Genomic DNA, 23,642 nt, shown 5'->3' on the forward strand with positions numbered 1-23,642 from the left:
CCCTAAGCTTTTCGCGGCAATTCACGGCGGGAAGGGGGTCCGGCACGCACGGGGGAAATCCCAGGACCCGTCCACTGCTCGGGTCCGCCGGAATCCAGCGCCGCCAGGTCGAATGTCCGTTGTACGTAGGAAAGATCGGCGAGCAGACCGGACGAGGTGACCTCCCGGGCGCTGCCGCGCCCCACCAGCCCGCCGAGTGGGAGCCGCCCGGTACTGGCCCACTGCAGCCGCCCGTCGCCGTCGATGTAGCTCCGGGCACGGCCGTGGTTGTCCGGGTGGAGGCAGTAGGGGATGTCCAGGCACCCCTGTTTGAAGGCGAGTTCCAGGGCGCGCCCGATGTCCGGCGCCAGGTCGAGGACTCCTTCGATCAGGGCTCTGGCCTCGGCATACGTCTGCGAGTCCGCCTCGGCGGCGAACTCGTTGGGCCTTGCGCTCTCCTCCCGGGCGACCCGGGCCGCCGACTCCAGCGCCGCCACGTTCTCCGCGATCGTCGGGATGCGGCGCGACTCGGCGACCGTCTTGACGATGAGCCGTTCCGAACCGGAGCGCACGGCGAGGCGGGCCGCTTCTTCCAGCAGCCGGCGGGCGCCCCGGGCCGTGGTCGGATACATCCCCATGTAGGCGTAGACGACCACGTGCCAGTTCTGCGTGGGAAGTAATTCGCGGCTCAGCCGCCGCAATGCGGCGATCGCTTCGAGGTCCTGCCCGGCATGGGTCTGCTGGGCGTAACTGAGGGAGACGCTGCGTATTCCGTACCGGCAGAAGAAGAGCGCTTCGAGGACGCTGAGTGCGACCAGCTGGCTCGGTGGGCACAATTGCCCGAGCATGCAGCCCCCGAACGTCTCCAGATGTGGTTCCACGCCCGAGTCCCGCAGTTGCGCGAAGTCCCCGGTGCAGCGGATCCAGTTCCGTACGGAGTCGCCGAGCGGGGTTCGGCTGTAGGGCAGGCAGTACGAGACGGGCCCGCCCTCGGTGGCGTTGATCAGCGAGGTGCGCAGCGCGGCGAAGATGTCGTCGGGCACCGCCGATCCGTGCCGGACCTGGACGGGGAACTCCTCGGACCGGATGCCGGCGAGGACCTGCTCGGTGACGGCCGGGGCGTAGCTGACGATGGGGTAGCCGTTGAGGTCGGTCCCGGCCCGCAGGGCACTCTCGACGAAGGCCAGTTCGCCGACCCTGGTGTAGCTGTCGAGGGTGACGGTGCCCACCGTCACGGCGTCCGCCGCACGAGTCGCGGCGAGCCCCGTGCGCATGGCGGCGGGGTCGCTGAATCCCATGCGCGGCTGGACCACGAGTGCTCCGGAGCCGCTTCTCGCCCGGACGAAGGCTCCGAAGTCGACCGGGCGCGCTCCCTCGGCCGTCCGCACCGGTGGACGCGCGCCCGGTCTCACGCCACGGCCTCGGTACGGGCCGCCCGCCGGGGCGAGGCCACGGGAAGCGCGGTGACGAACCGGCTGAACTCCAGTGTGCTGGTCGAGGCGTCGTCGAAGACCGCGTCGAATCCGGCGGTGATCAGCTCCTGGATCGACCCGGTGCTCTGCTTCCCGGCGATGCCGAGCTTGCCCCCGATGACTACGGGGGTGGCGGCGAGTTCACCGCAGGAGCGCAGGGTGTCGATGACGCGCAGTCCGTCGTGGTGTCCGTGCCCGTTGACGGTGCTGATCACCACGAGGTCGGGGGCCAGTTCCCGGCAGGTGTCCACCAGGACCCGGTCCGGGACGCAGGCGCCGAGGTTGACCACCTCGTAGCCCAGTTCCTCGATGAGCAGCTGGAGGAAGACCAGGTTCCAGGTGTGGGAGTCGGAGGCGACGGTGGTCACGACGACGGTGCCGCGCCGCTGCGCCGCGGTGACCGAGCTGGTCCCGCGGTCGGGGGTGGGGCCGCCGGTCACCGGGTGGCTCCCTCGGTGCTCGTCGGGACGGAGCCGTCCAGGGTCCGATAGGCGCGCCGGTGCTCGATCCGGGAGACGGACAGCACCTCCTCGCCGCGGACGATCACCTCGGTGGGCGCCGGCCTGCCGAGGAACATCAGGAGGCTGGCGGTCGGGCCGTACGCCCCGGCGTTGGGGATCGTGACCAGGTCTCCGGGGGTGAGTGCCGGAAGGTCTATCTCCCGCCCCAGGATGTCGCCGGGTGTGCACAACGGGCCGACCAGGCTGGCGGATTCGACCGTCTCCCCCGGCTCGACACCCACGGCGACGGGGAGCAGCCGGCCGAGACCCGACATGCCTCCGAAGGTGTTGATGCCGGCGTCGAGGATGACGAACTTCCGGCCGCGGCTGACCTTGACGTTGCTGACACGGGCGACCAGGGTGCCGCTCGCGCCGACCAGGTAGCGGCCGGATTCGCAGGCGATCTCCGGCCCTTCGGTGCGCCACTGCGGGAGGTGGGTGTCGAGCGCGGCCTCCAGCTCGCCACGCAGCTTGGGATAGGCGCCCCGCTCGCCGGGGACGGCGTAGGGGACGGTGAATCCGCCGCCGATGTCCAGGAGGCGCAGCGGGAGACCGAGCTCGCGCCGGAGGCGGGCGGCGAGTTCGATGGTGTGCTGGAACTCGCCGATCAGACTGGACTCGTCCTTGGCGTTGCTCAGCGGGAAGAAGTGCAGGCCGGCGATGCAGGCTCCGTCGATCTCCCTCAGCTGGGGCAGTACCTCGGCCAGGGTCTCGCTGTCGAAGCCGAACTGCGAGGGGGTGCCGGTCATCCGGATACTGCTGGTGGCACTCGCGGAGGCGCTGTTGACGCGGAGCAGGCAGTCCGCCGTCACTCCGTGCATCCGGGCGGCCTCGGCCACATGGCGTACGTCGGAGACGGAGTCGGTGGAGAAGAGCCGCACCCCGAGGCCGATCGCCTCGTCCAGTTCGCCCGGGGTCTTGCCCGGTCCGGTGTAGAGGCAGTCCTCGGCCCGGAACCCCGCGGCGAGGGCAGCCTCCAGCTCACCGGTCGAGCTGATCTCGGGCCGGCAGGACCGTCCCTCGCCCTCTCTCAGCGCCCGGACCACGCCGGGGTGCGGGTTGGCCTTGAGGGCGTAGAAGAGGGTGAACTCCTCGGGCAGCGCACCGAAGAGGTCCTGCCGGGCCGCGTCGAGCTCATCGAGGTCGTACACGTACAGCGGTGTGCCGAATCGTTCGGCCAGTGCCTGGTAGCGGCTCATCGCCCTTCTCCGTCGATCATCTCCACCAGCGCCTGGCGGGCGTTCTTCCCGTGCAGGCTCAGCGGCAGTTCGGCCAGGACCCGGCACTGTGCGGGGACCTTGGCGGACTCCAGGCGTTCGGCCAGTTCCTTCAGTACGGTGTGCGGCGCCAGCTCGGTCTCGGCGAAGATGATCAGGTCGCGGCTGTCGGTGGGAGGCAGTGCGGCGGCGGTGCGCACCCCGGGGATGTCCATCGCGGCGGCCTCGATCTCCACCGTGCTCATCCGGATGCCCTTGCGTTTGAACATGTCGTCGCGGCGGCCCTCGAAGTAGAGGTAGCCGTCCTCGTCCAGCCGGCCGTAGTCCCCCGTGTGCAGACGCAGGGCGCCGGTCTCCGGGTCGCGGCGGAAGGTACGGGCCGTCAGTTCGGGCCGCTGCCAGTAGCCGGGCATGACGTGCGGACCCACGGCGACGATCTCGCCGGTCTCCCCCACCGGGACGGGCTCGCCGTCGGCGTCGAGGATGAGCACGGACGTGCCGGGCAGGGGCAGGCCGACGGAGAGCGGCCTGAGGTGTTCCTCGTCGGGCGGCATGACGGTGATGCGCTTGCACTCGGTCTGGCCGAACTGACGGACGACCTGCGCGCCGGGGAACGCGTCCCGCAGCGCGGTGACGGCGTGGGAGGGCAGCGCGGCACCGGTGTTGGTGAACATGCGAACCGGGGCAGGGTCCTCCTGGTCGCGCCGGGCCAGGGTGCCGATCATCGCGGCCAGTGAGGGGACGATCGGCACGACGGTGGCACCGGTCTCGCGCATCCTGCGCAGCAGGACGAGGTCGGACTCGCCGCCGGCCAGGACGAGTTCGGACCGGCCGAGTGCGGTGAGCAGCACCTTGTACAGACCGTAGTCCCAGGAGATCGGGAAGCGGCAGAAGACGACGTCGTCCGGACCGTAGCGCAGTACCTGCTGGATGGCACGGGAGGCGAAGGTGACCTGCTGGTGCGGGCAGATGACGGCCTTGGGTGCCGCGGTGCTGCCGGAGGTGTAGACGAGGAAGGCCGTCTCGTCGGGCCGTACGTCGACGGGCGGCGGTGCGTCCTGCTGTGCCGCCGCCTCGATCTCGGGCCAGACCGCGGCGAGGTCGACCACGGGTACCTCGGCGATTCCTTCCAGCACTGCGGTGCCGGGACCGTCGCCGATGACCAGGGCGGGCTGTGCGTCCTCGATGACGGAACGGAGGTGGTACTCCTTCATCGCGGGGTTGAGCGGTACCAGGATCACGCCGGCGCGCGAGGCCCCGTAGACCATGGCGACCAGCTCACGGCGGCTGGGCAGTTGGACCAGCAGCCGGTCGCCGCGGCGGGCGCCCCGCCGGGTCAGCCAGGCGGCGAATCCGTGGCTGAGGGCGGCCATCCGTTCGTAGGTGACCCGGCCGAACGGGTCGGTCAGGCAGGGGCGTCCGGGGGTCTCGGCGGCTGCTTCGTCGAGCAGGGAATGGACCGTCCCGCCGTTCCCGTGCGGCATCCGCGCGCAGGTGGTGTTCGGATTCTCCACGGTTCCAACGTCGCTTTCGGGTGAGGGCGGTAGCGGGACGGCCGTCGTGGCCGACGGGTCCGGGCTCTTCGGGGAATGACGGGGCGTCCGGGGAGCCGGGGCAGGGCCGTCCCGCAGGCGAGTGCAAGACGGCCCCCTCAGGGCCAGGAAGGGGTGGGTCGCCTGCCCCGGCGGACCGGCGGGGCCCTTCCGGTCTCAGTCGGCGACGCTCAGCGCCGCGACCGGGCACACGTTGACGGACTCCAGGACTTCCTCGCGGAGCTTCTCGTCCGGGGTCTCGATGAGCAGCACCACCTTGCCGTCCTCGTCGTTCTGGTCGAACACGGCGGGAGAGGTGATCACACAGGAACCTGCCGCGACACAGCGCTCTCGGTCGACGATCACACGCATGGGAAACTCCTTTACCAGGTAACCGGCAGCTCGTGGAGGCCGTCGATGAGTGCGTTGGCCTTGAAGGGAAGTTCGTCCAGGGTCGCGTCCAGACGCAGTCCGGGGATGCGGCGCAGCAGGGTCGTGAAGACCACCTCCAGCTGCATGCGGACGAGCATCTGTCCCGCGCACTGGTGCCGTCCGAAGCCGAAGGCGACGTTGTGGCGCGCCTCGCGGCGTGTCAGGTCCAGGGTGTTGGGGTCCTTGAAGACCGCCGGGTCGTGGTTGGACGCGGAGAGCGAGCAGATGACTCCTTCACCGGCCCGGATGAGCTGGCCGCCGATCTCGACGTCCTCCAGGGCGACCCGGACGGTGCCGTGGTCGGAGATGCTGGAGTAACGGGACAGCTCGTCCACGGCCTGGCCGGACAGTTCGGGGTGGGCGCGCAGCCAGTCGGCCTGCTCCGGATGCTGGAGGAGTACCAGAGCACCGACGGAGATGCCGTTGACGGTGCTCTCGTGGCCGGCCGCGATCATGGCGCGGACCAGGGCGCTGATGTCTGCGGGTTCCAGTTCGTTCTCGGTGGCGTTGCGCTCCAGCAGGCTGCTGATCAGGTCGTCGCCCGGGTTCTCCTGGCGCTCGGCGATGAGCTGGTAGAGCAGCATCTCGACCTCGGCGTTGGCCGAGGCGTGCTCCTCGGCGCTGCCCTGGGTGACGAGCAGGGTGACCCAGCGGTGGAACAGCTCGGCCGACTCCTGTGGAACACCGACGAGTTCGCACATCCCGATGGACGGCACCGGCATCGACAGCATGGACACCAGGTCCACCGGCCCGCCGTGCTCCAGCATCGCGTCGATGCATTCGTCGACGATCTCCTGGGTGCGCGGCCGCATGGCCTCGACGCGCTTCACGCTGAGCTCCGGCATCAGCATCATGCGGTGCGTGGTGTGGTCCGGCGGGTCCATGTGCAGCAGGGCGGGCTTGACCTTGCCGAGGAGCTCCATGGGGAAGGCGAACTGGAGCGGGTAGCCGGGGTCGGCCATGTTGGAGCTGAAGCGGGGGTCGACCAGCATCTGTCGGACGTCCTCGTAGCGGGTGAGCAGCCAGGCCTCACGGCCGTTGAACTTCAGCTTGACCCGGGAGACCGGCTCCGTCTCCCGCAGGACGGCGTACTCGGGGGCGGGGTCCAGCGGGCAGCCGGTGCGCTCCAGCGGGAACGGACGGGGCTGGGCATGGGGGCATGTGTCGACGAGATCCGACATGGTTCCTTCTCTCGATGTCGCTGCGCTCGGGGGTTCGGTGTCGGCTGAAGGACCCGGTCAGCCGCGGGCCTTCTCCAGGGACTGGCGGACGGCGGCGAGGGTGCGGCCGACGTTCTCGCTCAGCGGCAGTGCGCGCAGATCGGTCGAGAGAACCTCCACCGAAGGGGTGAGGTCGACGCCCTTGGCGTCGAGCGTGCGCAGTAGTCCGGTGATGTCGAAGTCGCCGTCGCCGGGCAGCAGCCGGGCGTTCAGCACCTCGTGCATCACATCGGAGGACGGGGTGCCGCAGCCGTCGCTGAACTCCACGGCCGCGATCTGCGCAGCGGTGAGCTGCTCGATCGCACCGAGTCCGGTCGGGTCACGGAACAGGTGCCACATGTCGATCAGCAGGCCGGAGTTGGGGCGGCCGGCGCCGGCGATGACATCGGACGCGACCTGGTAGGTGAAGCCGGGCATGACGGCCATCGCTTCGAGGGAGATCGTCAGCCCGTGCTCAGCGGCGCGGTCGCACATGGCGGCGAAGCGCTCGACGAGGACCTCGGTCGGCGGCATCTCGACCCCGGGCGGGTAGACCGCGCAGGACTTGACCGTCGTGATGCCCGCCGCCTCGGCGAGCTCGAAGACGTGGGCCTCACCGGCGCGGGCGGCTTCGGCCTCCTCCCCTCCGGCGTTCCAGCCGAAGAGGACCTCCAGCTCGTGCAGGCGCACCCCGTACTCGGTCATCAGACCGCGCAGCTTGTCCGCGGAGTGCTCGGCCAGGTACTTCTCCAGCTCCTCGACGCTCATCCCCATCGAGGTGCAGCCGTGCTCGGCCAGCGCGGCGAACCGCTCCTCCAGGGTGTGGCGTACCGGCTCCTGCCAGGCCGAGCCGGTCAGCTGCAGGTAGCTGAAACTCAGGTCGGTCCTGTTCAGAAGGGTCATGGGATGCCTCTCGATCCGAAATCCGCGGCCGGTCCGTGTGCCGGTCACCGGGACGCGGCGCCGGCCTGAGGCGCGTCCCACCGGAAACCCTTGGTGGTGCGGGAAGTCGGTGCCGCGGTCAGGCGGCGAAGCTCCTGCGGACGGGCTGGAGTGCCGATCTCGGGTCCACGGCGACGACTTCGAAGTTCCGGGTCGTGACGGGGACCCGGCCGAAGAGACTGTCGGATCCGGAGACGTACAGCTTTCCCACACCGTTCCGGCGAAGCGCCGCGACGACATCGGGCCAGCGGACCGGGCGGACGATGCCGTCCAGAAGCATGGTGCGCACCTCGTCGCCCTTGGTCAGAAGGGTGCCGTCCTGGTCGGCGACGACCGGGATCCGCGGGTCGCGGAAGGTCAGTCCGTCGAACAGTTCGGCTTCGGCCCGCTCCCGGAGCGGGCCGAAGACGCTCGCGTGCATGGGCGGATGCATCGTGTAGAGGGGAAGGCCCCCGACGGAGCGCAGCCGTTTGTCGAGCCCTTCGAGCACGGCGGAGCGGAGCGAGACCATGTAGAAGTCGTCGTCGACGTGGCACGAGATCTCGTACCACTCGTCCTGTGCGTCGAGTTCGGCGAGCACCTGGTCCAGTTCCGCACGCGGGACGCGGGTGAAGGAGTGGGTGACCACGTCGCGGTGGTGCTCGGCGAACCATTCCTCCAGCAGCCGGGCCCAGCCGGCGGTCAGCCGGACCGCTTCGGCGAAGTCCAGGACGCCGGTGTAAGCCGCCGCTGTCTTCCCGCCGAAACTGGGGCCCACACAGAGCGTGGGCTCCGGGTCGAACCGGTCCCGGGCCCACTCGGCGAGCGCCAGGCAGTTGACGAGGAAGGCGACCTGCGCGTATTCGCTGTAGTCGCCCTCGGCCCGCCGGTAGCGGTCCAGGAGCGGGTAGCCGAGCACGTCGTCGGCCTGGGCGACCAGGCGGCGGGCCACAGGGTTGACGAGCATGAATTTGGCCGAGTCCTGGAAACGCGTGGGGCTCATGCCAGGAAGGACGAGGGCTCCGGCGGTACGGATGTCATTCGTCATGGTGTTCCTGCCCTTCAGCGCGTCGTACGGGAACGGCAAACCCTTCGGTACTCCGAGTCCGTCCTGTTCGGCACCCAGGCTGAGGTCTGCCGCGGCAATGCCAAAACCCCTAAGGTTGCGGGTTCCAAGTCCGTTGACAGTGGCCACGGCCCGTGGTGCGGATCCCTCATGCGCCCTTTCCGGAAAGGGACTTCGCATCCACTTCGCAGTCCCCCGTAGAGCCCCTAAGGGTTCGCCCGGACGGTTGCGGCCACGTGGTGCGGAGGCGGGGAGGCGGCCCGGACGGAGCTGCGGCCCGCCCGCGGACGGCGGCACGGCTCTTCGGCCCCGTCGTCACGGGGCGCGACGGCACGCCACCGCTTCGGGCGGCCGGATCGGCGCTCCACGGCCTTGTGCCGTTCGCGGCGATCCGGGCCGACGGCCGGCCGCCTCGTCCCGGGGCACCACCCATCGGGCCGCTCCGGTCCTTGTTCTCCACCCGATCACGTCGAGGACACGCCGGTCGTTCCGCGTCCCGCCACTGCCCGTCCCGCTCCCGGCCACTGGATGTATTCGGGCGTTCCGACAACGCGGCGAGGAGTGGGGCCTCCCTGTTCGAGCGCAGCCGAGAGAGCTCGGGGAAGTGGGTTTCGCCGCACGCCCTCCGGGGATTGCGGGACAGCCCTTCAAGCGGGTCGCAGAAGCCTGCGGGGTGGGTATTTCTCCTGTATCAGTGGGGTGTTACGGGCTGAGCCGTTGGGTTTGAAACGTTGGACGGCCGTGGTTACCCGGACGCCCTCCTGCCCCGGCCGGGAAACGGACAACGCATAGCACCGACGCGTACGGGCCCGCGTGGAACAGGCCTTCGCCCGCATGAAGCACTACAAGTTCCTCCGCGACTGCCGACAGCCCGGCAACGGCCTCAACCACGCGGTCCAAGCCGTCACCACACTCCACAACCACGCCCTGACCGCGTGTTCCACAAGAACACATGACCCGGCCTCACCTGCCCGGCCCCAGCCATCTGCCACACGCATTAGGGGTGGCCCGCGCAACTTAGGGGAGGCGGCACGCACCCTTTCGCGGCTTCAATGAGGGAAGTTTCGCAGTTTCCCGTATTCCGGCGCTGGTGGCCGAAGTCATCGCGCACCGCCGGCCCATGGATGGGTGGAACCATGACCGTGATTCAGGACGCCTCGTCGGACGGCGACGCGGGGCCCGCCGCGTCACCTCGGCCGGACATCCGTTCCCTGGTGGCGCAGGCGCAGGAACTCAAGCGCGCCGCACGTGAGGGGCTCGGACCACGATCGACACAACAACAGCACGCCCGGGGAAAGCTGACGGCACCGGAGCGGCTGGAGCTGCTCTTCGACGCGGGAACGTTCCAGGAGACGGAGCCGCTGCGCAGGCATCGCTCCACCGGTTTCGGTCTGGAGAGCCGGCGGCCCGCCGGGGACGGGGTGATCACCGGCTGGGGGCAGGTCGGCGGCAGGACCGTCTTCGCGTACGCGCACGACTTCCGGGTCTTCGGCGGCTCGTTGGGCGAGGCCCACGCGCAGAAGATCCACAAGGTGATGGACCTGGCCATCGCGGCGGGAGCGCCGCTGGTGGGGCTCAGCGACGGCGCCGGGGCGCGGATCCAGGAGGGTGTGACCGCGCTGGCCGGATATGGCGGTATCTTCCGGCGCAATGTGCAGGCGTCCGGGGTGATCCCGCAGATCAGCGTCATTCTCGGACCCTGTGCGGGTGGTGCCACCTACTCACCGGCACTGACCGATTTCGTCTTCATGGTGCGGGACATCTCCCAGATGTACATCACCGGGCCCGACGTGGTGCAGGCCGTCACCAACGAGCGGGTCACCCACGACGAGCTCGGCGGAGCCGAGGTGCACGCGACGGTCTCGGGGGCGGCGGGCTTCATCCACGACGACGAGGCGGAGTGCCTGGAGGAAGTCCGGCACCTGTTGTCGCTGCTGCCCTCCAACAACCGGGAGCTGCCGCCGGCCGTCGCGACCGACGACCCGCCCGACCGGCGTTGTACGGGCCTGCTCGACCTGGTGCCGCAGCATCCGAACCGTTCGTACGACATGCGGGCCGTGATCCGCGAGATCGTCGACGACGAGGACTTCTTCGAGGTGCACGCGGAATGGGCCACCAACATCATCTGCGCGCTGGCGCGCCTGGACGGCCACACCGTGGGCATCGTCGCGAACCAGCCGTCCTCGCAGGCAGGTGTCCTGGACATCCATGCGTCGGAGAAGGCGGCGCGGTTCGTACAGACCTGCGACGCGTTCAGCATTCCGCTGGTCACCCTGGTCGACGTGCCGGGCTTCCTGCCCGGCACGGATCAGGAACACCGCGGCATCATCCGGCACGGAGCGAAGCTCCTGTACGCCTACTGCGACGCCACCGTGCCACGGATCCAGGTGATCCTGCGCAAGGCGTACGGCGGCGCGTACATCGTGATGGACTCCCGCTCCATCGGGGCCGATCTGTCCTTCGCCTGGCCGACGAACGAGATCGCGGTGATGGGTGCGGAAGGCGCGGCCAACATCGTCTTCCGGCGGGAGATCGCCGCGGCACCGGACCCGGAGACCGCCCGCGAGCAACGGATCAAGGAGTACCAGCAGGAGCTGATGCACCCCTACTACGCGGCGGAACGCGGCCTGGTCGACGACGTGATCGATCCCGCGGAGACCCGTGCGGTGCTGGTGCGTTCGCTGGCGATGCTGCGGACCAAGGACGCCCGTGTCCCGGAACGCAAGCACGGCAATCCCCCCACCTGATCCGGCCACGGGCCCCGCGTCGCACCGGGCGGAAGCCACCGGCCGGGTTCGTCCCGCACTATCGTGCCGACCGCCATGACTGGAGTGAGGAACGGATGACAGCACCTCTCCACCTGCCCCCGACAGCCCGGAGGCCCGCACCGGACGGGCCGACGCTGCGTTTCGTGAGCGGCGAACCCTCCGTGGCGGAGATAGCCGCCGTGACCGCCGCACTGATGAGCCTGCGCCGGGCTTCGACAGCGGGTACGGAGGACCGGCCCACTGCCGCCGCACCGCGCTGGACCGCGCCGGTCCACTACCGTCCGCCGGGCAGTTGGGCCGCCAGGTGAGACGGCCGGCCACGCCCGGCGCCAGTAAGCCCCCCTGCCCGTTCCCCCACCCATCGGCCACCCGACAGAAGGATGTAGAGCAGTGAAGACGGACGACTCCCGCGAGACCGGGGCCTGGATCCGGCGGTTCCACCCGGCGCCGGAAGCCCGCAGCCGACTGGTCTGCTTCCCGCATGCCGGTGGTTCGGCCACCTATTACTTCTCGGTCTCGCGAGCGCTGTCACCGGCGATGGACGTCCTGGCGATCCAGTACCCGGGCCGCCAGGACCGCAGGAACGAGCCATGCATCGAGGACATAGAGACGCTGGCCGACAAGGCCGTCGAGGAGCTGGCGCCCTGGGGCGATGTGCCGTTGACACTGTTCGGGCACAGCATGGGGGCCACACTCGCCTTCGAGGTGGCCCGCAGGCTGGAGGCTGCAGGAACACGCCCCGAGTGCGTCTACGCCTCCGGCCGGCGGGCACCGTCGCGGGTCCGGGACGAGACGGTGCACCTGGCAAACGACGACCAGCTCATCGCCGACATCGGCCGGTTGAGCGGTACGGATTCCGCGGTGCTCGGCGACCCGGAGATCCTGCGGATGATCCTCCCGGCGGTCCGCAGCGACTACAAGGCGGCGGAGACCTACCGCTACCGCCCGGGTCCGCCGCTCGCCTCACCGGTCGTCGCGCTCGTCGGCGACGACGATCCGCAGGTGACCGTGGACGAGGCGGATTCCTGGCGCGACCACACCACCGGCCCGTTCGACCTGAGGGTGTTCCCGGGCGGGCACTTCTTTCTGGACCAACACGTCCCGGCGATCCTAGACCTCATCCGCGGCCGGCTCGGAGCACGGTCCACCATCTCCTGAGCCACTGCGGTCACCGGGCACACGTTCTCGCGCACCCGGTGACCGCAGCGCACGGAGTGATACCTGCCCGCACCGAGGGCGAAGCCGTCCGGCACGGGCGTATCAGCGCCGTGGAGTTCGCCGCGGGGGCGCGCTGCCACGGCCCTGGCCCACAGGACGATGGATTCCGGACAGAGTTCCCGATACCCACACCAGAATCTAAACGACCGTACTAGACTAACGTCTAAATCGGCACCGGGCCCGCCCGCTCTCTGCCGCCGGCACGCAGACAGTCCCGGCCGGCGCCCGCAGAGTTGCGCGAACCGACGCCACCACCCGCCTCACGTACGCGGTCACGCCTTCTCTCGTGGTTGGCCGTCAGCGAGCGGCTGTCGAGTACGGAGGCAAGAGTGCCGGTACGGCCTGAGCACGGTGTCACCTCACGCGTGGCGGAGGACGGGTCGCTCGAACTCCTCACCGGGACGGGGGGCGCCAGCTTCCGGTGCAGCCCGGTCGGGGCCGCCATGTGGATCGCGCTGCGCCAGCACGACGGACAGCTCGGCCCGGCGGCCGAGATGCTGGCCGAGCTGTGGTGTACGGATCCGGAGAACACCCGGTCCGACATGGACATCTGGGTGAGCGAACTGCGGGACGCCGGGCTGGTGCGCGAGGAGCCCTGACCCGCCACCGCCCCGGTTCAGACAGCCGGGCCCGCGCCCGCCGTGGCACCCCCATGGAGCACCAGAATGGCTCGCATCGCTTCGGCCAGGTCCCGCCCGGAGGGTGCGGTGTCGGGCGAGAAGAGCCAGAGGGACATCACACCGTTGAGCAATGCGGCGTAGAAGCGGCCGAGCGTGCCGGCCATCTGCTCGTCGACCTCGCTCTCGTCCACACCGTGGAACAGGGCCACCAGCGCCGACCAGCCGAACGGCTGCGCCCTGGACAGCCCCTCACGCATCTGCGGAAGGTCTTCCGCATGCACGGCGACCTCCACGCTCAGCGCCCACAAGGACTTGCGCGCGGGGAAGATCTCGATGATGCGGTTCCAGACCATCTCGAAGCGCTCGATCATCGAGGAGGCGGATTCCAGGTCGGCACCGATCGCCGTGCCGGGCTCGAACTCCTCGCCCCACTCCTGCATCGCCTGGACGTAGGCCTCGACCAACAGGGCGTCCTTGGAGCCGTAGTGGTAACCGATCGACGCCAGGTTGGTCCCCGACGCCGCCACCACGTCCCGCGCGCTCGTGCGCGCGAATCCTTTCTCCAGCAGGCAACGCTTGGCACCCTGCAGCAGATCCTCACGGTGACCCACAGCACCCCCTCGTCTCGAAGCCGTCCGGGCATCTTAGACTCCCGCCCGCCCGGCTCCGTCCCACTTCACCGGCGGAGCGGCCATGGCCGGGGTCGACCGCAAACCCCTCGCGGCGACTGAGCGTTGCCCCACTCTAAGGGCTGCCCCGCGAACCCTGCCGAGCGGATGACGGGACATCACTCGGGCCCCTCCCGCACCCCCGCCCGTGCAGCTTGTGACCACTAGAGAATCAGCCATGCGTGCGCCACACTCATTGGCGTGTGGCGTACGCACACGCGTTCTACATACGCCACACACTGTTCCACCAGGGTTTCTACCCAAAAGGAACACAAAAGTTGCAGTGTGAGGCATGGGGGAGACTTCTGTGACATTGATCGAACGCGAGACGGAAGTCGAGGCCCTGCGCGCCGCCCTCACGGACTGCACGGCCGGACCGGCTCGCATCGTCCTGATCGAGGGGGCCGCAGGATGCGGCAAGAGCGTGCTCGTCGACACCCTCGACGAGTGGGCCGATTCCGACGGCGTCCTGACCTTGCGGGCGTTCGGATCCCTGGCCGAGCGGGACCTTCCGCTCGGGGTGATGCGGCAGTTGGCCGGCGACGCCCCCGCCGGATCCCTCCCCGAGGTCTCCGCGGCGGCCGACGGTCAGCCACAGGTCAGTGCCGTCCGCGAATTCCAGACGGCACTGGAGCGGCTCAGCGCCTCGATCCCGCTCGTCATCTCCGTCGACGATGTGCACCACGCCGACAGCGCCTCCCTGTGCTATCTCCAGCACATCGTCCGGCACGGACGCTCCACCAGGATGCTGCTGGTACTCACCACACCGGTGCACCAGGACGGCCGGGACGCCGCTTTCAGCACGGAGCTGCTGCGCAGCCGTCATGTGCGGCGCATCCGGTTGCACCGGCTGACTCCCGAGGGATCCGGACAGGTCACGGCCGGTTCGGCCACGCCCACGCCGCGCGAGGGCCTCGCCGGCGAGCTGCACGCGATCAGCGGCGGCAATCCCCTGCTGCTGCGCGCCCTGCTGGAGGAGCACCGGTCCGCGCCGTGCGGTGCCGGCCCCTTCCGTCCCGAGCCCGGCGGCCTCTTCGGCCAGGCCGTGCTCACCTGTCTGCGCCGCAGCGGGCAGCACGCCCTGGACCTCGGTGCGGCGCTCACCGTGCTGGGCGACTCCTACACGCCGGAGCGGGCCGGCCGGCTCCTGTCCATTCCCGCCTTCACGGCCGCGCAGTCGGTCGCCTCGCTCCAGGCCTCCGGCATCCTCGACGGGCACGGCTTCCCGCACCCCTGCACCGAATCCGCCGTGCTGGACCAGATCCCCACCGAAGTGCTGGCCGACCTGCATCTGCGTACCGCCGGACTGCTGCACCAGGAAGGGGGATCCCTCACCACCGTCGCCGGCCACCTCCTCACCACAGCCCAACGCGGCGGATCCCTCGCCACCACCCCGTGGGCCGTGGACGTCCTGCGCGAAGCCGCCGAGCAGCTGCTGCGAAACAACGAGGGCGCCCGCGCAACCGACGCACTGGAGCTCGCCCACGAGTTCAGCCAGGACGAACAGCAGCGGGCCGACATCAAGACCCGGCTCGCGGCCATCACCTGGCGGGTCAATCCCGGCAGGGCGGAGAAGCACCTTTCGGCACCTCTGGAAGTCCTGCGCTCCGGCCGACTCGCGTCCGAGCGCATGGCCCCGCTGGCAGAACTCCTTGCCGGTCAGGGGCGGATCGCCGAAGCCGCGGAGGTCAGATCGATCATTCTCCGGGACTCCGGCGGAGCCCAGGACAACCGCCGCAGGGCCGGATACGGAACCGCTTCGAACGAAGTACCGAAAGCGGCATCCACCCGCGCCGAGGAGCGGAGCGGCCGGGACGACAGCCGGGCGGACGCGGAGACGGCCGCTCAACGGTTCCTGCGGACCACGGTCCTCACGGACGAGACGCTGGAGCCGGTCGTACGGGCGCTGCGGGTCCTGACCTATTCCGGGCATCCGGAGCGCGCCGCCCAGTGCTGCCGCGAGCTGATCGCCGAGGCGGAACGGCAGAACGCCCCGGCCTGGCAGTCCCAGTTCTCCTCCCTGCTCGCGACGGTGCTGCTGCGCCTGAGCGATCTGCACGCCGCCGAGGAGTACGCCCGCAGAGCGCTCGACTGCCTTCCCGAACAGAGCAGCAGTGCGTTCGTCGGCGCTCCGACGGCCACGTTGATCAGGGCACGCACCCTGATGGGCGACCACGCCGCCGTGGCGCGGCACCTCCATCAGCCGGTTTCCGACACCCTGTTCAAGACCATTCACGGTCTGGCCTATCTGCGCGCCCGCGGGCTCTACCTGATGGCGGCCCATCAGCTCGACTCCGCCCTGGGCGACTTCCTCGAAGCCGGCCGTCTCGCCAAGAGCTGGGGCGTGGACAGCCCCTCGATGCTGCCCTGGCGGACGGACGCGGCCGAGGCGCTCTTCCGCCTCGGTGAAACCGATCGGGCGCAGACACTCGTCGAGCAGCAGCTGGCGGATCCGGATGCCCGAAGACCGTGGGTGCGCGGCATCACCCTGCGGCTTCGTGCGGTCACGGCCGAACGCCGGCAGCAGCTCTCCCTGCTCAACCAGTCGGTGGACGAGCTGAGCCGTTCCGGCGACCGCGTGGAACTCGCACGCTCCCTCGCCGACCTCGGGCGCTCGCTACGGGCCGCCGCCGAGCCGGTCCGCGCGGAGGCGGTGATCCACAGGGCCTGGAATCTGGCCTGGGAATGCGGGGCCGAGGCGCTGTGTGCCGAGATCTCCCCCGCGATGGAGCCCGACGACCGGATGCGACAGCCGCCCACCTCGCAGCCGCAGTTCCGTTCGGACACCGACACGAAGCTCAGCGACTCCGAACGCCGGGTGGCCACGCTCGCCGCGAGCGGCTACAGCAACCGGGAGATCTCGCTGCGCCTGCACATCACCGTGAGCACCGTCGAGCAGCACCTCACGCGCGTCTACCGCAAGCTCAGTATCACCCGTCGCCAGGACCTGCCGGTGGACCTCCAGCTCACTGTGTCCACAGCCGAGGCCGTCTGAGCGCCGGGCGGCCGGACCCACTCCGCATCGACCGCGTCCGCCGAGCAACCGCCGGCGGGCGCGGTCGATGTGGTGCGTGGGCCCGGGCCCACGGATGAGCGGGAAAGCCCATGGGCTCCGCCGCTCCATGACGCACACATGACCGCAGCGGGACGCAGAAAAGCTTTTGCGAATTAAACAACATACCCCGCCCCGGCTAGCCAAAACGGACCGGATGGCAGGCACACCCACCAGAGTAAAGGAATAGTAAGTGGCGAGTATAAATTGAGTAAACGTTCACCTCAACGCGATGCCTCCGGTTACGCTCATGGTCGACCAGATGCTGAATATTGCTAATTACTGCCACAAGAGTCTTTCGCACCGGAGAGGCAATCCAACCGGACCGCCGGGTACCAGCGGGGCGGCCGCCTCATCAACATTTCTGTAATTTCTTCGCACGCTTTCCCCTCACTCGACGCAGAACCGCATCATTCGTGAATGAATGCACTCGGCATCGCCTCACGAAATCCGGATGCTTTAGAGTTGGCGCCCAAAGACTCGCGGGCACAAGGGGGCAATGAAGAATGTCGGCAGCCGAAGAATCCAAATCCACAGGGGAATACTCACCACTGGAACTCGGCACATCGACGCATGAATTCGCCGCGGAAAGAAGTCAGGTCCGACGCGAGGACGTCGCCGAGGTACTGAGCCTCAGCCCCGAGGAGTCCGTGGGCGCCGAACGGGTCCTGCGCCTCCTCGGACTGATGCAGCCCTCCCCCGCCGGCTCGGATCTCGTCCCGCCGACGGATTCCGAGGAGACCGTTGCCCTGCTGGCACGGGCGCTCGGCGGCCGGATCGGTGACCGACGCCCCCCCGACTCCCGCAGGCAACCCCGCCCGCAGCCGCACCCCTCCGATTCCTCCGGGCCACGGCCCCACCGGCGGGATGCTCCGCCGTCGCACGAGTGCCCCGACCCCGGCGCGGCGGCCCTTCAGGCACTGATCGCCGACATGAGCACCGGGTGTCACCAGGAGCTGATGGTCGTGCTCCCCAGTGGCACCCGGCCCTGCCACGCGTTCCCCGCCGCCCGCACGACCATACTGCGCCTGCTCGATCGCGGTGTGCACGCCAGGCTGATCTACCAGCACGCGGCCCGTGGCGACCTGGTCACCCGGTCACTGGTCCGCGAACTGACGGACCACGGCGCGGAGATCCGTACCAGCGCCGAACTCATCGACCCGCTCGTCGCCTACGACCGTAGGGCGATGATCCTGCCGGATTCCTCGTTCTGGACCCCACCCGCCCGAATAACCGAAGCAGTGACAATCGACGATCCCGTGATGGTCGCGTTCACCTGCGGCGCTTTTGAGAATCTATGGAACACCGCAACCCCGTTCAGGCCCGGCACCAAAGACCTTTCCCACTCGTTCGACGATCTCAAGATGTCGATCGTGCAGCTCATGGCCCTGGGCCACAAGGACGAAATGGTCGCCCGTCGGCTCGGGATATCGGTCCGAACCTGTCGACGCCATGTCGCCGAAATAATGGATGAAATCAAAGCCACCAGCAGATTTCAGGCAGGCGTCAATCTCATGCGGGCCGGACTTGTCGGCGACCCCTTTTCCAGTCTCTCGGCTCACAGCGGTACGGAGGAATCCTGAACCGTTGCCCGGACAGAAAGACAGCTGATCCGGGATACATCGCCGCGATACGGATAAACATATCCGTGAAAGACGAATACCCTTCCCCTGCAGGTACACCTGCCCGAAACCGGCCGTAGGGTCCACCGGCCACCCGCAGGAGCTCCGTCCGGACCGATGCCGCACACGACCGGAGTGCGGCCTCGGTCCCCGCCGTCGCTGGGTTCAGGTCCGCCGCAGCCGCGCTCGCCCCGCCGTGAGCACGGCGCTGATCTCCTGCAGCCGGAGCGGTCGCGCCAGCAGCGCCACCGTGAGCAGCAGCACGAGGGTGCCCACGCCGACCGCCGCGTAGTCCCCGGACCCCGAGCAGGCCCGGGCGGCCAGGTACCCGAGCAGACCGGCAGGCACGGCCGCCACCGCCAGCCGGAACTGCGCCCACAGCGTGGGCGAGCGCAGCGGTGAGGCCGCGCCGCCGCTGCCACCGACCCTGCGGTGCAGCACGTACCCGGTGGCGGCGAAGCCCGCGAACAGCGCGACGGAGTAGGCACCCGCCATCCCCGTCACGGCCCAGCGGACCGGCAGCAGGAGACAAGCGGCGAGCGAGAGACCGGCGTTGAGCGCCGCGATCACGAGGTTGAGGAAGAACGGCGTGCGGGTGTCGCTCATCGCGTAGAACGCCCGGGAGAGCACGTACTGCCCCGAGTAGGCGACGAGCCCGGGCGCGAACGCCATCATCATGCCCGCCATCACGGCGATGTCCGCGTCGTCCGTGCGCCCGTACCCGTACACCGCTCCCATCACCCACGGTGCCAGCGCGAACAGCAGGGCCACCGCGGGCAACACGACCGCAGCCGAGGTGCGCAGGGCGTACGAGACATCGCGCCGCAGGCCCGGGAGGTCGTTGTCGGCCGCCATCCGGCTCATCCGGGGCATCAGCGCGGTGACGAGCGAGACGGTCACGATGCCGTGCGGGACCAGCCACAGCTGATTGGCGTAGCTGTACGCGGTGTAGCCGGCGCCGCCCGCCAGTCCCATGTCATCGGCGCGCTGGCCGACGGTGGTGGAGAGCCGGGTCACCACCCAGTAGGCGAACTGGTTGGTCAGCACGAGCGCGACCAGCCACCCGGCCGCGCGCAGCGGCCGGGTGAGGCCGCTGCCCCGCCAGTCGAACCGGGGCCGCCAGCGGAATTCCGCAGTGCGCAGCGCGGGCAACAGGGCGAGCGTCTGGATGACGATGCCGGCCGTCGTGCCCCAGCCGAGCAGCCGGGCCTGATCCGTGGTCAGCGTGCCTTCGGAGCCCGCCGCGATGTACAGATGGAGCCCAAACACACCGATGACCACCACGTTGTTGAGGACCGGAGTCCACATCATCGCGCCGAACCGGCCCCGGGCGTTCAGCACTTGCCCGAGGAGGGTGAACAGTCCGTAGAAGAGGATCTGCGGCAGGCAGTACCGGGCCAGGGCGACGGTCAGTTCCGCCTGTGCGCCGTGATAGCCGGGGGCGTATACCGAGACGATCCACGGGGCGGCGAGGACCGTGAGCCCGGCGAGGGCCAGGAGACCGATGGCACAGACGGTGAGCAGCCGGTCGGTGTACGCGGCCCCGCCGTCGGCGTGGTCCTTCGCCGCGCGCACCAGTTCGGGGACGAAGACTGCGTTGAGCGCACCCCCGATGAGCAGGGTGTAGAGGATGTTGGGCACGGTGTTGGCGACGTTGTACCCGTCGGCCTGGAGCCCGGTGCCGAGTGCGGCGACCACGACTGCTGAGCGTATGAAGCCGGTCGCCCGGGACACCACGGAGCCGGCCGCCATCACGGCGCCGTTGCGCAGCACCGAGCGGGATCCATGGTCCGCGACCGTCGTGGTGGTCGCTTCGGCGGTGGTCACCGGCGGGCCGGATGCGCCCGGAACACCCGGTACAACATGCTGCTCACGGTTCCCGCCCACCGATGTCTCCCCACTCCTCGAGCGTCTCGACGATCCGGCCGACGGTGCCGGCCCCCGCGGAGCGAACGGCGGTCGTCGGGGTCAGCAGGGAGGGTACCCCGCGCCGTGTACGGCACAGGACGACGGTCCGTGGCAGCGCCGGGCGACGCGTGAGGCCGATCGGTGTCCGCTGTGCTGAGGTGCATCTCACACAGGGCATTTCCCGATTTTCGGGTGATATGCGGAACCAGGCGGCGGATGCCGCTCTCTTTCTCGGCGAGAAGCACTGCCATGGAGGTTTTTCCGTTGATCGCTGCACGTCGGCCCGTACGCCGCTCCGCTCCGCTCGGCCGCCCGGTCCGGCTCACCCTGATCGCCGGTACCGCGGTGCTCGGCACCGCGCTCACCGCCTGTTCCGGTGCCGCCGCGTCGGACTCGGGCAAGGGCGGCGCGGCCGCGTCCTCCGAGGCCAGGATCTCGGTCAACCTGCGGGGCGGCCAGGCCGCCCCGGGGACGCCGGTGAAGGTGACGCTCGCCGACGGAAAGCTGAAGACGGTCACGGTGAGCGCGAAGGGGGGCGAGGCGCTGACCGGCCGGATATCCGCCGACGGCAGGACGTGGACCTCCGACCGGCCGGCCGCGCCCGGCACCGCGTACGGCGTGGAGGCGAAGAACACCGAGGGCGCCGGCGCCGAGGCCGCCTTCACCACCGCCGCCGCGGACAAGGTCAACAAGCTGACGCTGGCCCCCGGCAAGAACACCACGGTCGGCATCGCCCAGCCGCTCTCGATCGTCTTCGACAACCCGGTCAAGGACAAGGCGGCGGTCGAGAAGGCCCTGAAGGTCTCCACCTCGAACAACACCGAGGGCTCCTGGGGCTGGCTGCAGGACTACTCCGGCAAGGACCGCGTCGACTGGCGGCCCAAGGAGTACTGGAAGTCCGGTACGAAGGTCACGCTCGACGCCGGTCTCAACGGCATCGACTCGGGCCCGTCCGGCGGCTGGTTCGTACGCGACTACCGGACCACCTTCACTATCGGCGCCGACCAGGTGGTCAAGGTCGACCTCGACCGTCACCGGCTGGCGCTGAAGCGGGACGGGAAGACCGTCATGGACGTGCCCATGTCGGCCGGCACCCCCGGCGGCGAGAAGGCGTCCTGGCGCGGCACCGCCGTGCTGATGGCCAAGGAGGGCACGATCAACATGCGCTCCGAGACGGTCGGCCTCGGCGACGCCTACGACAAGATGGTCGACTCCTCGATGCGTCTTACCTGGTCGGGGATGTACGCCCACGCGGCGCCGTGGAACGCGGCCTACTTCGGGGTGGCCAACCACAGTTCGGGCTGTGTCGGGATGAGCGACGCCAACGCCGGCGCGCTCTACCAGCAGGTGCGGGTCGGCGACCCGTTCGAGATCACCGGCGCGGACGCCAAGGGCACGGTCGCGGAGGGCAACGGATACGGGGCGTGGAACGTGTCGTGGTCCGACTGGCAGGCCAAGAGCGCGCTGTAGCGGTCCCGGAGCCGCGACGGGCCTCCGGCGGCGGGGCCGGCGCCGTCACCCCGAAGCGCACAGCACCGCGGCGCACCCGGAGCATCGCGGAGCTCCGCACCACGGTGACCGCGGACAAGGAAAGCGGCCTTTCGTCGCGCATCTCCACGACGAAGGGCCGCTCGGCCTCGGCAAGCTGGTCAGCAACGCCCCCTATACCTTCCACGGGCGGACGCAGGGCCGGCCGTTCCCCGTGGACCCGGAGCTTTTCTCCGCCGCCTACGGCGTTCCGGCCGGTCACCGTCTCACCCTGGTGATCGACACCGTCGACCCGCTGTACATCGAGCACGGCCCGACCGGATCACAGCTGACCTTCTCCTCGTCCCCGGCGGACCCGTCGTACGTGTCCGTTCCGTTGTGCGAGAAGTGATCACCGGCTGCTGCCGGGCGGGCAGCGCTCTGCTGGCTCCGCCTCGCGGCGGACCCCGGCTACTGCACTCCCGGCAGCAGCGTTCCTGGTTCGGCCGGTGCGATCTCCACGGCCTTCATCTTCGGATTGCGCCGTTCCCGCTTGGCCACCCAGGTCGCGAACCAGGAGAGCAGCATGCACATCCCGATGTAGATCGGCGAGATCACCATCACCACGGGGATGAAGGGAAGATCGTAGTCGAGGTTGGACGCGATGAGCTTGCCCGCGTGGAGGAATTCCTCGTAGGTGATCAGATAGCCGAGCGAGGTGTCCTTCAGCGCCACGACCAACTGGCTGATGATCGTGGGCAGCATGGCCCGCACCGCCTGCGGGGCCAGTACGAAGGTGGTGACCTGCGTCTTGCGCAGGCCCAGTGCGTACGCCGCCTCGGACTGGCCGCGCTCCACCGAGACGATCCCGGTACGGAACACCTCGGCGAGCACCGAGCCGTTGTACAGGGTCAGACCGGTGACCAGGGCGGGCAGCGGCTGCACCTTCAGCGCCACGAAGATGAAGAAGATCATCACCAGTACGGGCATGGCCCGGAAGAACTCCACGAACAAGGTGGCGATCCAGCGCACCGGCCGGTGATCGGAGAGCCGGCCCACGGCGAGGACCGCGCCGAGCAGGAGGGAGAGCACCGCGGCGTAGGCGAACGCCTTGAGGGTGTTGCCCAGTCCTCGCAGCAGCAGTTCCTGGATTCCCTTGTACGTGAAGGGGGTCCACTTGGCGCTGGTGAACTGTTCGGTGTCGAAGAGCAGATAGACGACCCAGCCGACCAGGGCGAGGATCAGAGCCGTCGAGACGATCCCGTACAGCAGGTGGCGCTTGCGGGTCGCCGGGCCCGGAATGTCGTAGAGCGCCGTGGCGGGCGGCGCGGTGCGGGTGGTCATCGGGCGACTCCCCAGCGCTTCTCCATCACGTTGAAGAGCGCACTGATGGACAGGGTGATGATCAGGTAGCCGACGGCGATCCAGACGAAGGTCCAGATGATGCTGTAGCCGAGCTCGTTGAGGGTCTTGTAGGTGCCCAGCAGCTCGGTGACGCTGAACGCCCCGGCGATCGCCGAGTTCTTGGCGAGGGCGATGAGCGTGGAGCCGACCGGCGGGATCACCGAGCGGAACGCCTGGGGCAGCACCACGGTGTTCAGCGTCTGGCCGAAGGTCATGCCGAGACTGCGGGCCGCCTCGCCCTGCCCCGTCGGCACGGTGTTGATGCCCGAGCGCAGCACCTCGCAGATGAACGCGGAGGTGTAGCAGCCGAGTGCCAGGACCGCGAAGACCTTGAAGGGAAGGACCAGTCCGAAGCGCGGCAGTCCGAGCAGGACCGCGAAGAAGAGCAGGGTCAGCGGGGTGTTGCGCAGCACCATCACCCAGACCGTGCCGAGTACCCGCAACGAACCGACGGGGGCCACCCGGAAGGAGGCCATGATGAAACCGAGGAGCAGGGCGAGGATCGAGGAGTAGACGGTCAGTTCGACCGTGCCCAGGAAACCCTTGCCGTAGAGCGAGAAATTCTCGGTGAGTACGTCCATGGTCGATGCCCGCCCT

General features: G+C 69.3%; 19 protein-coding genes and 2 pseudogenes. 9 read left to right on the forward strand and 12 right to left on the reverse strand.

Annotation, left to right across the window (positions count from 1 at the left end):
• Positions 1–2 precede the first annotated feature (2 nt).
• From AB0D53_RS29015 to AB0D53_RS29050, 8 genes are all read right to left on the reverse strand, one after another.
• The gene (locus tag AB0D53_RS29015) at positions 3–1,391 is read right to left on the reverse strand and encodes a methylaspartate mutase (RefSeq protein ID WP_362451921.1); all 1,389 of its coding nucleotides are present in this window, start codon (positions 1,389–1,391) and stop codon (positions 3–5) included.
• On the reverse strand, positions 1,388–1,891 hold the full coding sequence (locus AB0D53_RS29020; RefSeq protein WP_362451922.1) for a cobalamin-dependent protein: 504 nt from the start codon (positions 1,889–1,891) through the stop codon (positions 1,388–1,390). Before AB0D53_RS29020 ends, AB0D53_RS29015 begins: the two co-directional genes overlap by 4 nt.
• Complete coding sequence (locus tag AB0D53_RS29025; protein WP_362451923.1) at positions 1,888–3,150, reverse strand: type III PLP-dependent enzyme; 1,263 nt, start codon at positions 3,148–3,150, stop codon at positions 1,888–1,890. The genes AB0D53_RS29020 and AB0D53_RS29025 overlap by 4 nt, the downstream gene beginning before the upstream one ends.
• On the reverse strand, positions 3,147–4,682 hold the full coding sequence (locus tag AB0D53_RS29030; RefSeq protein WP_362451925.1) for an AMP-binding protein: 1,536 nt from the start codon (positions 4,680–4,682) through the stop codon (positions 3,147–3,149). The genes AB0D53_RS29025 and AB0D53_RS29030 overlap by 4 nt, the downstream gene beginning before the upstream one ends.
• A 195-nt stretch (positions 4,683–4,877) precedes the next feature.
• Entirely contained in the window at positions 4,878–5,072 is a 195-nt protein-coding gene (locus tag AB0D53_RS29035) for a ferredoxin (RefSeq protein WP_266354939.1), read from the reverse strand.
• Between the two features lie 11 nt (positions 5,073–5,083).
• Positions 5,084–6,313 (reverse strand): cytochrome P450, encoded by a 1,230-nt coding sequence (locus tag AB0D53_RS29040; RefSeq protein WP_362451926.1) that lies wholly within the window; start codon positions 6,311–6,313, stop codon positions 5,084–5,086.
• 57 nt (positions 6,314–6,370) lie between these two features.
• Complete coding sequence (locus AB0D53_RS29045) at positions 6,371–7,234, reverse strand: TIM barrel protein (RefSeq protein WP_362451927.1); 864 nt, start codon at positions 7,232–7,234, stop codon at positions 6,371–6,373.
• A 118-nt stretch (positions 7,235–7,352) separates the two neighbouring features.
• Positions 7,353–8,219 (reverse strand): ACP S-malonyltransferase, encoded by an 867-nt coding sequence (locus AB0D53_RS29050; RefSeq protein ID WP_362452093.1) that lies wholly within the window; start codon positions 8,217–8,219, stop codon positions 7,353–7,355.
• An 891-nt stretch (positions 8,220–9,110) separates the two neighbouring features.
• On the opposite strand from AB0D53_RS29050, the pseudogene AB0D53_RS29055 reads away from it, so the two are divergent.
• The 5 genes and pseudogenes from AB0D53_RS29055 to AB0D53_RS29075 all read left to right on the forward strand — a co-directional run.
• A pseudogene (locus AB0D53_RS29055) lies at positions 9,111–9,215 on the forward strand (IS5/IS1182 family transposase); the annotation flags it as partial.
• Between the two features lie 239 nt (positions 9,216–9,454).
• Positions 9,455–11,065 (forward strand): acyl-CoA carboxylase subunit beta, encoded by a 1,611-nt coding sequence (locus tag AB0D53_RS29060; protein ID WP_362451928.1) that lies wholly within the window; start codon positions 9,455–9,457, stop codon positions 11,063–11,065.
• Between the two features lie 113 nt (positions 11,066–11,178).
• Positions 11,179–11,394: an acyl-CoA carboxylase epsilon subunit gene (locus tag AB0D53_RS29065; RefSeq protein WP_329819932.1), complete on the forward strand. Its 216-nt coding sequence runs from the start codon at positions 11,179–11,181 to the stop codon at positions 11,392–11,394.
• An 82-nt stretch (positions 11,395–11,476) separates the two neighbouring features.
• Positions 11,477–12,244: an alpha/beta fold hydrolase gene (locus tag AB0D53_RS29070; protein ID WP_362451929.1), complete on the forward strand. Its 768-nt coding sequence runs from the start codon at positions 11,477–11,479 to the stop codon at positions 12,242–12,244.
• Between the two features lie 389 nt (positions 12,245–12,633).
• Positions 12,634–12,903, forward strand: a complete 270-nt coding sequence (locus tag AB0D53_RS29075; RefSeq protein ID WP_362451930.1) for a PqqD family protein — start codon at positions 12,634–12,636, stop codon at positions 12,901–12,903.
• A gap of 17 nt (positions 12,904–12,920) precedes the next feature.
• On the opposite strand, the gene AB0D53_RS29080 is transcribed toward AB0D53_RS29075, so the two are convergent.
• On the reverse strand, positions 12,921–13,535 hold the full coding sequence (locus AB0D53_RS29080; RefSeq protein WP_362451932.1) for a TetR/AcrR family transcriptional regulator: 615 nt from the start codon (positions 13,533–13,535) through the stop codon (positions 12,921–12,923).
• 364 nt (positions 13,536–13,899) lie between these two features.
• Here AB0D53_RS29080 and AB0D53_RS29085 point away from each other — a divergent pair, with 364 nt between their 5' ends.
• Together AB0D53_RS29085 and AB0D53_RS29090 are read left to right on the forward strand one after the other, a co-directional pair.
• On the forward strand, positions 13,900–16,587 hold the full coding sequence (locus AB0D53_RS29085) for an AAA family ATPase (RefSeq protein WP_362451933.1): 2,688 nt from the start codon (positions 13,900–13,902) through the stop codon (positions 16,585–16,587).
• Positions 16,588–17,150: 563 nt separating this feature from the next.
• The gene (locus AB0D53_RS29090; RefSeq protein ID WP_362451934.1) at positions 17,151–18,227 is read left to right on the forward strand and encodes a LuxR C-terminal-related transcriptional regulator; all 1,077 of its coding nucleotides are present in this window, start codon (positions 17,151–17,153) and stop codon (positions 18,225–18,227) included.
• A 204-nt stretch (positions 18,228–18,431) separates the two neighbouring features.
• Here AB0D53_RS29090 and murJ read toward each other — a convergent pair whose 3' ends face one another.
• Complete coding sequence (murJ, locus tag AB0D53_RS29095; protein ID WP_362451935.1) at positions 18,432–20,093, reverse strand: murein biosynthesis integral membrane protein MurJ; 1,662 nt, start codon at positions 20,091–20,093, stop codon at positions 18,432–18,434.
• Positions 20,094–20,438: 345 nt separating this feature from the next.
• Between murJ and AB0D53_RS29100 the strand changes: the two genes are divergently transcribed.
• Positions 20,439–21,644: an Ig-like domain-containing protein gene (locus AB0D53_RS29100; protein ID WP_362451936.1), complete on the forward strand. Its 1,206-nt coding sequence runs from the start codon at positions 20,439–20,441 to the stop codon at positions 21,642–21,644.
• Positions 21,645–21,706: 62 nt separating this feature from the next.
• Positions 21,707–22,053: pseudogene (locus AB0D53_RS29105) on the forward strand (CocE/NonD family hydrolase C-terminal non-catalytic domain-containing protein); the annotation flags it as partial.
• Between the two features lie 59 nt (positions 22,054–22,112).
• Here AB0D53_RS29105 and AB0D53_RS29110 read toward each other — a convergent pair.
• Complete coding sequence (locus tag AB0D53_RS29110; RefSeq protein ID WP_362451937.1) at positions 22,113–22,985, reverse strand: amino acid ABC transporter permease; 873 nt, start codon at positions 22,983–22,985, stop codon at positions 22,113–22,115.
• Entirely contained in the window at positions 22,982–23,626 is a 645-nt protein-coding gene (locus AB0D53_RS29115) for an amino acid ABC transporter permease (RefSeq protein WP_329819890.1), read from the reverse strand. The genes AB0D53_RS29110 and AB0D53_RS29115 overlap by 4 nt, the downstream gene beginning before the upstream one ends.
• Positions 23,627–23,642 lie beyond the last annotated feature (16 nt).

The organism is Streptomyces sp. NPDC048295, from assembly GCF_040652135.1.
Classification (GTDB): Bacteria; Actinomycetota; Actinomycetes; order Streptomycetales; family Streptomycetaceae; genus Streptomyces.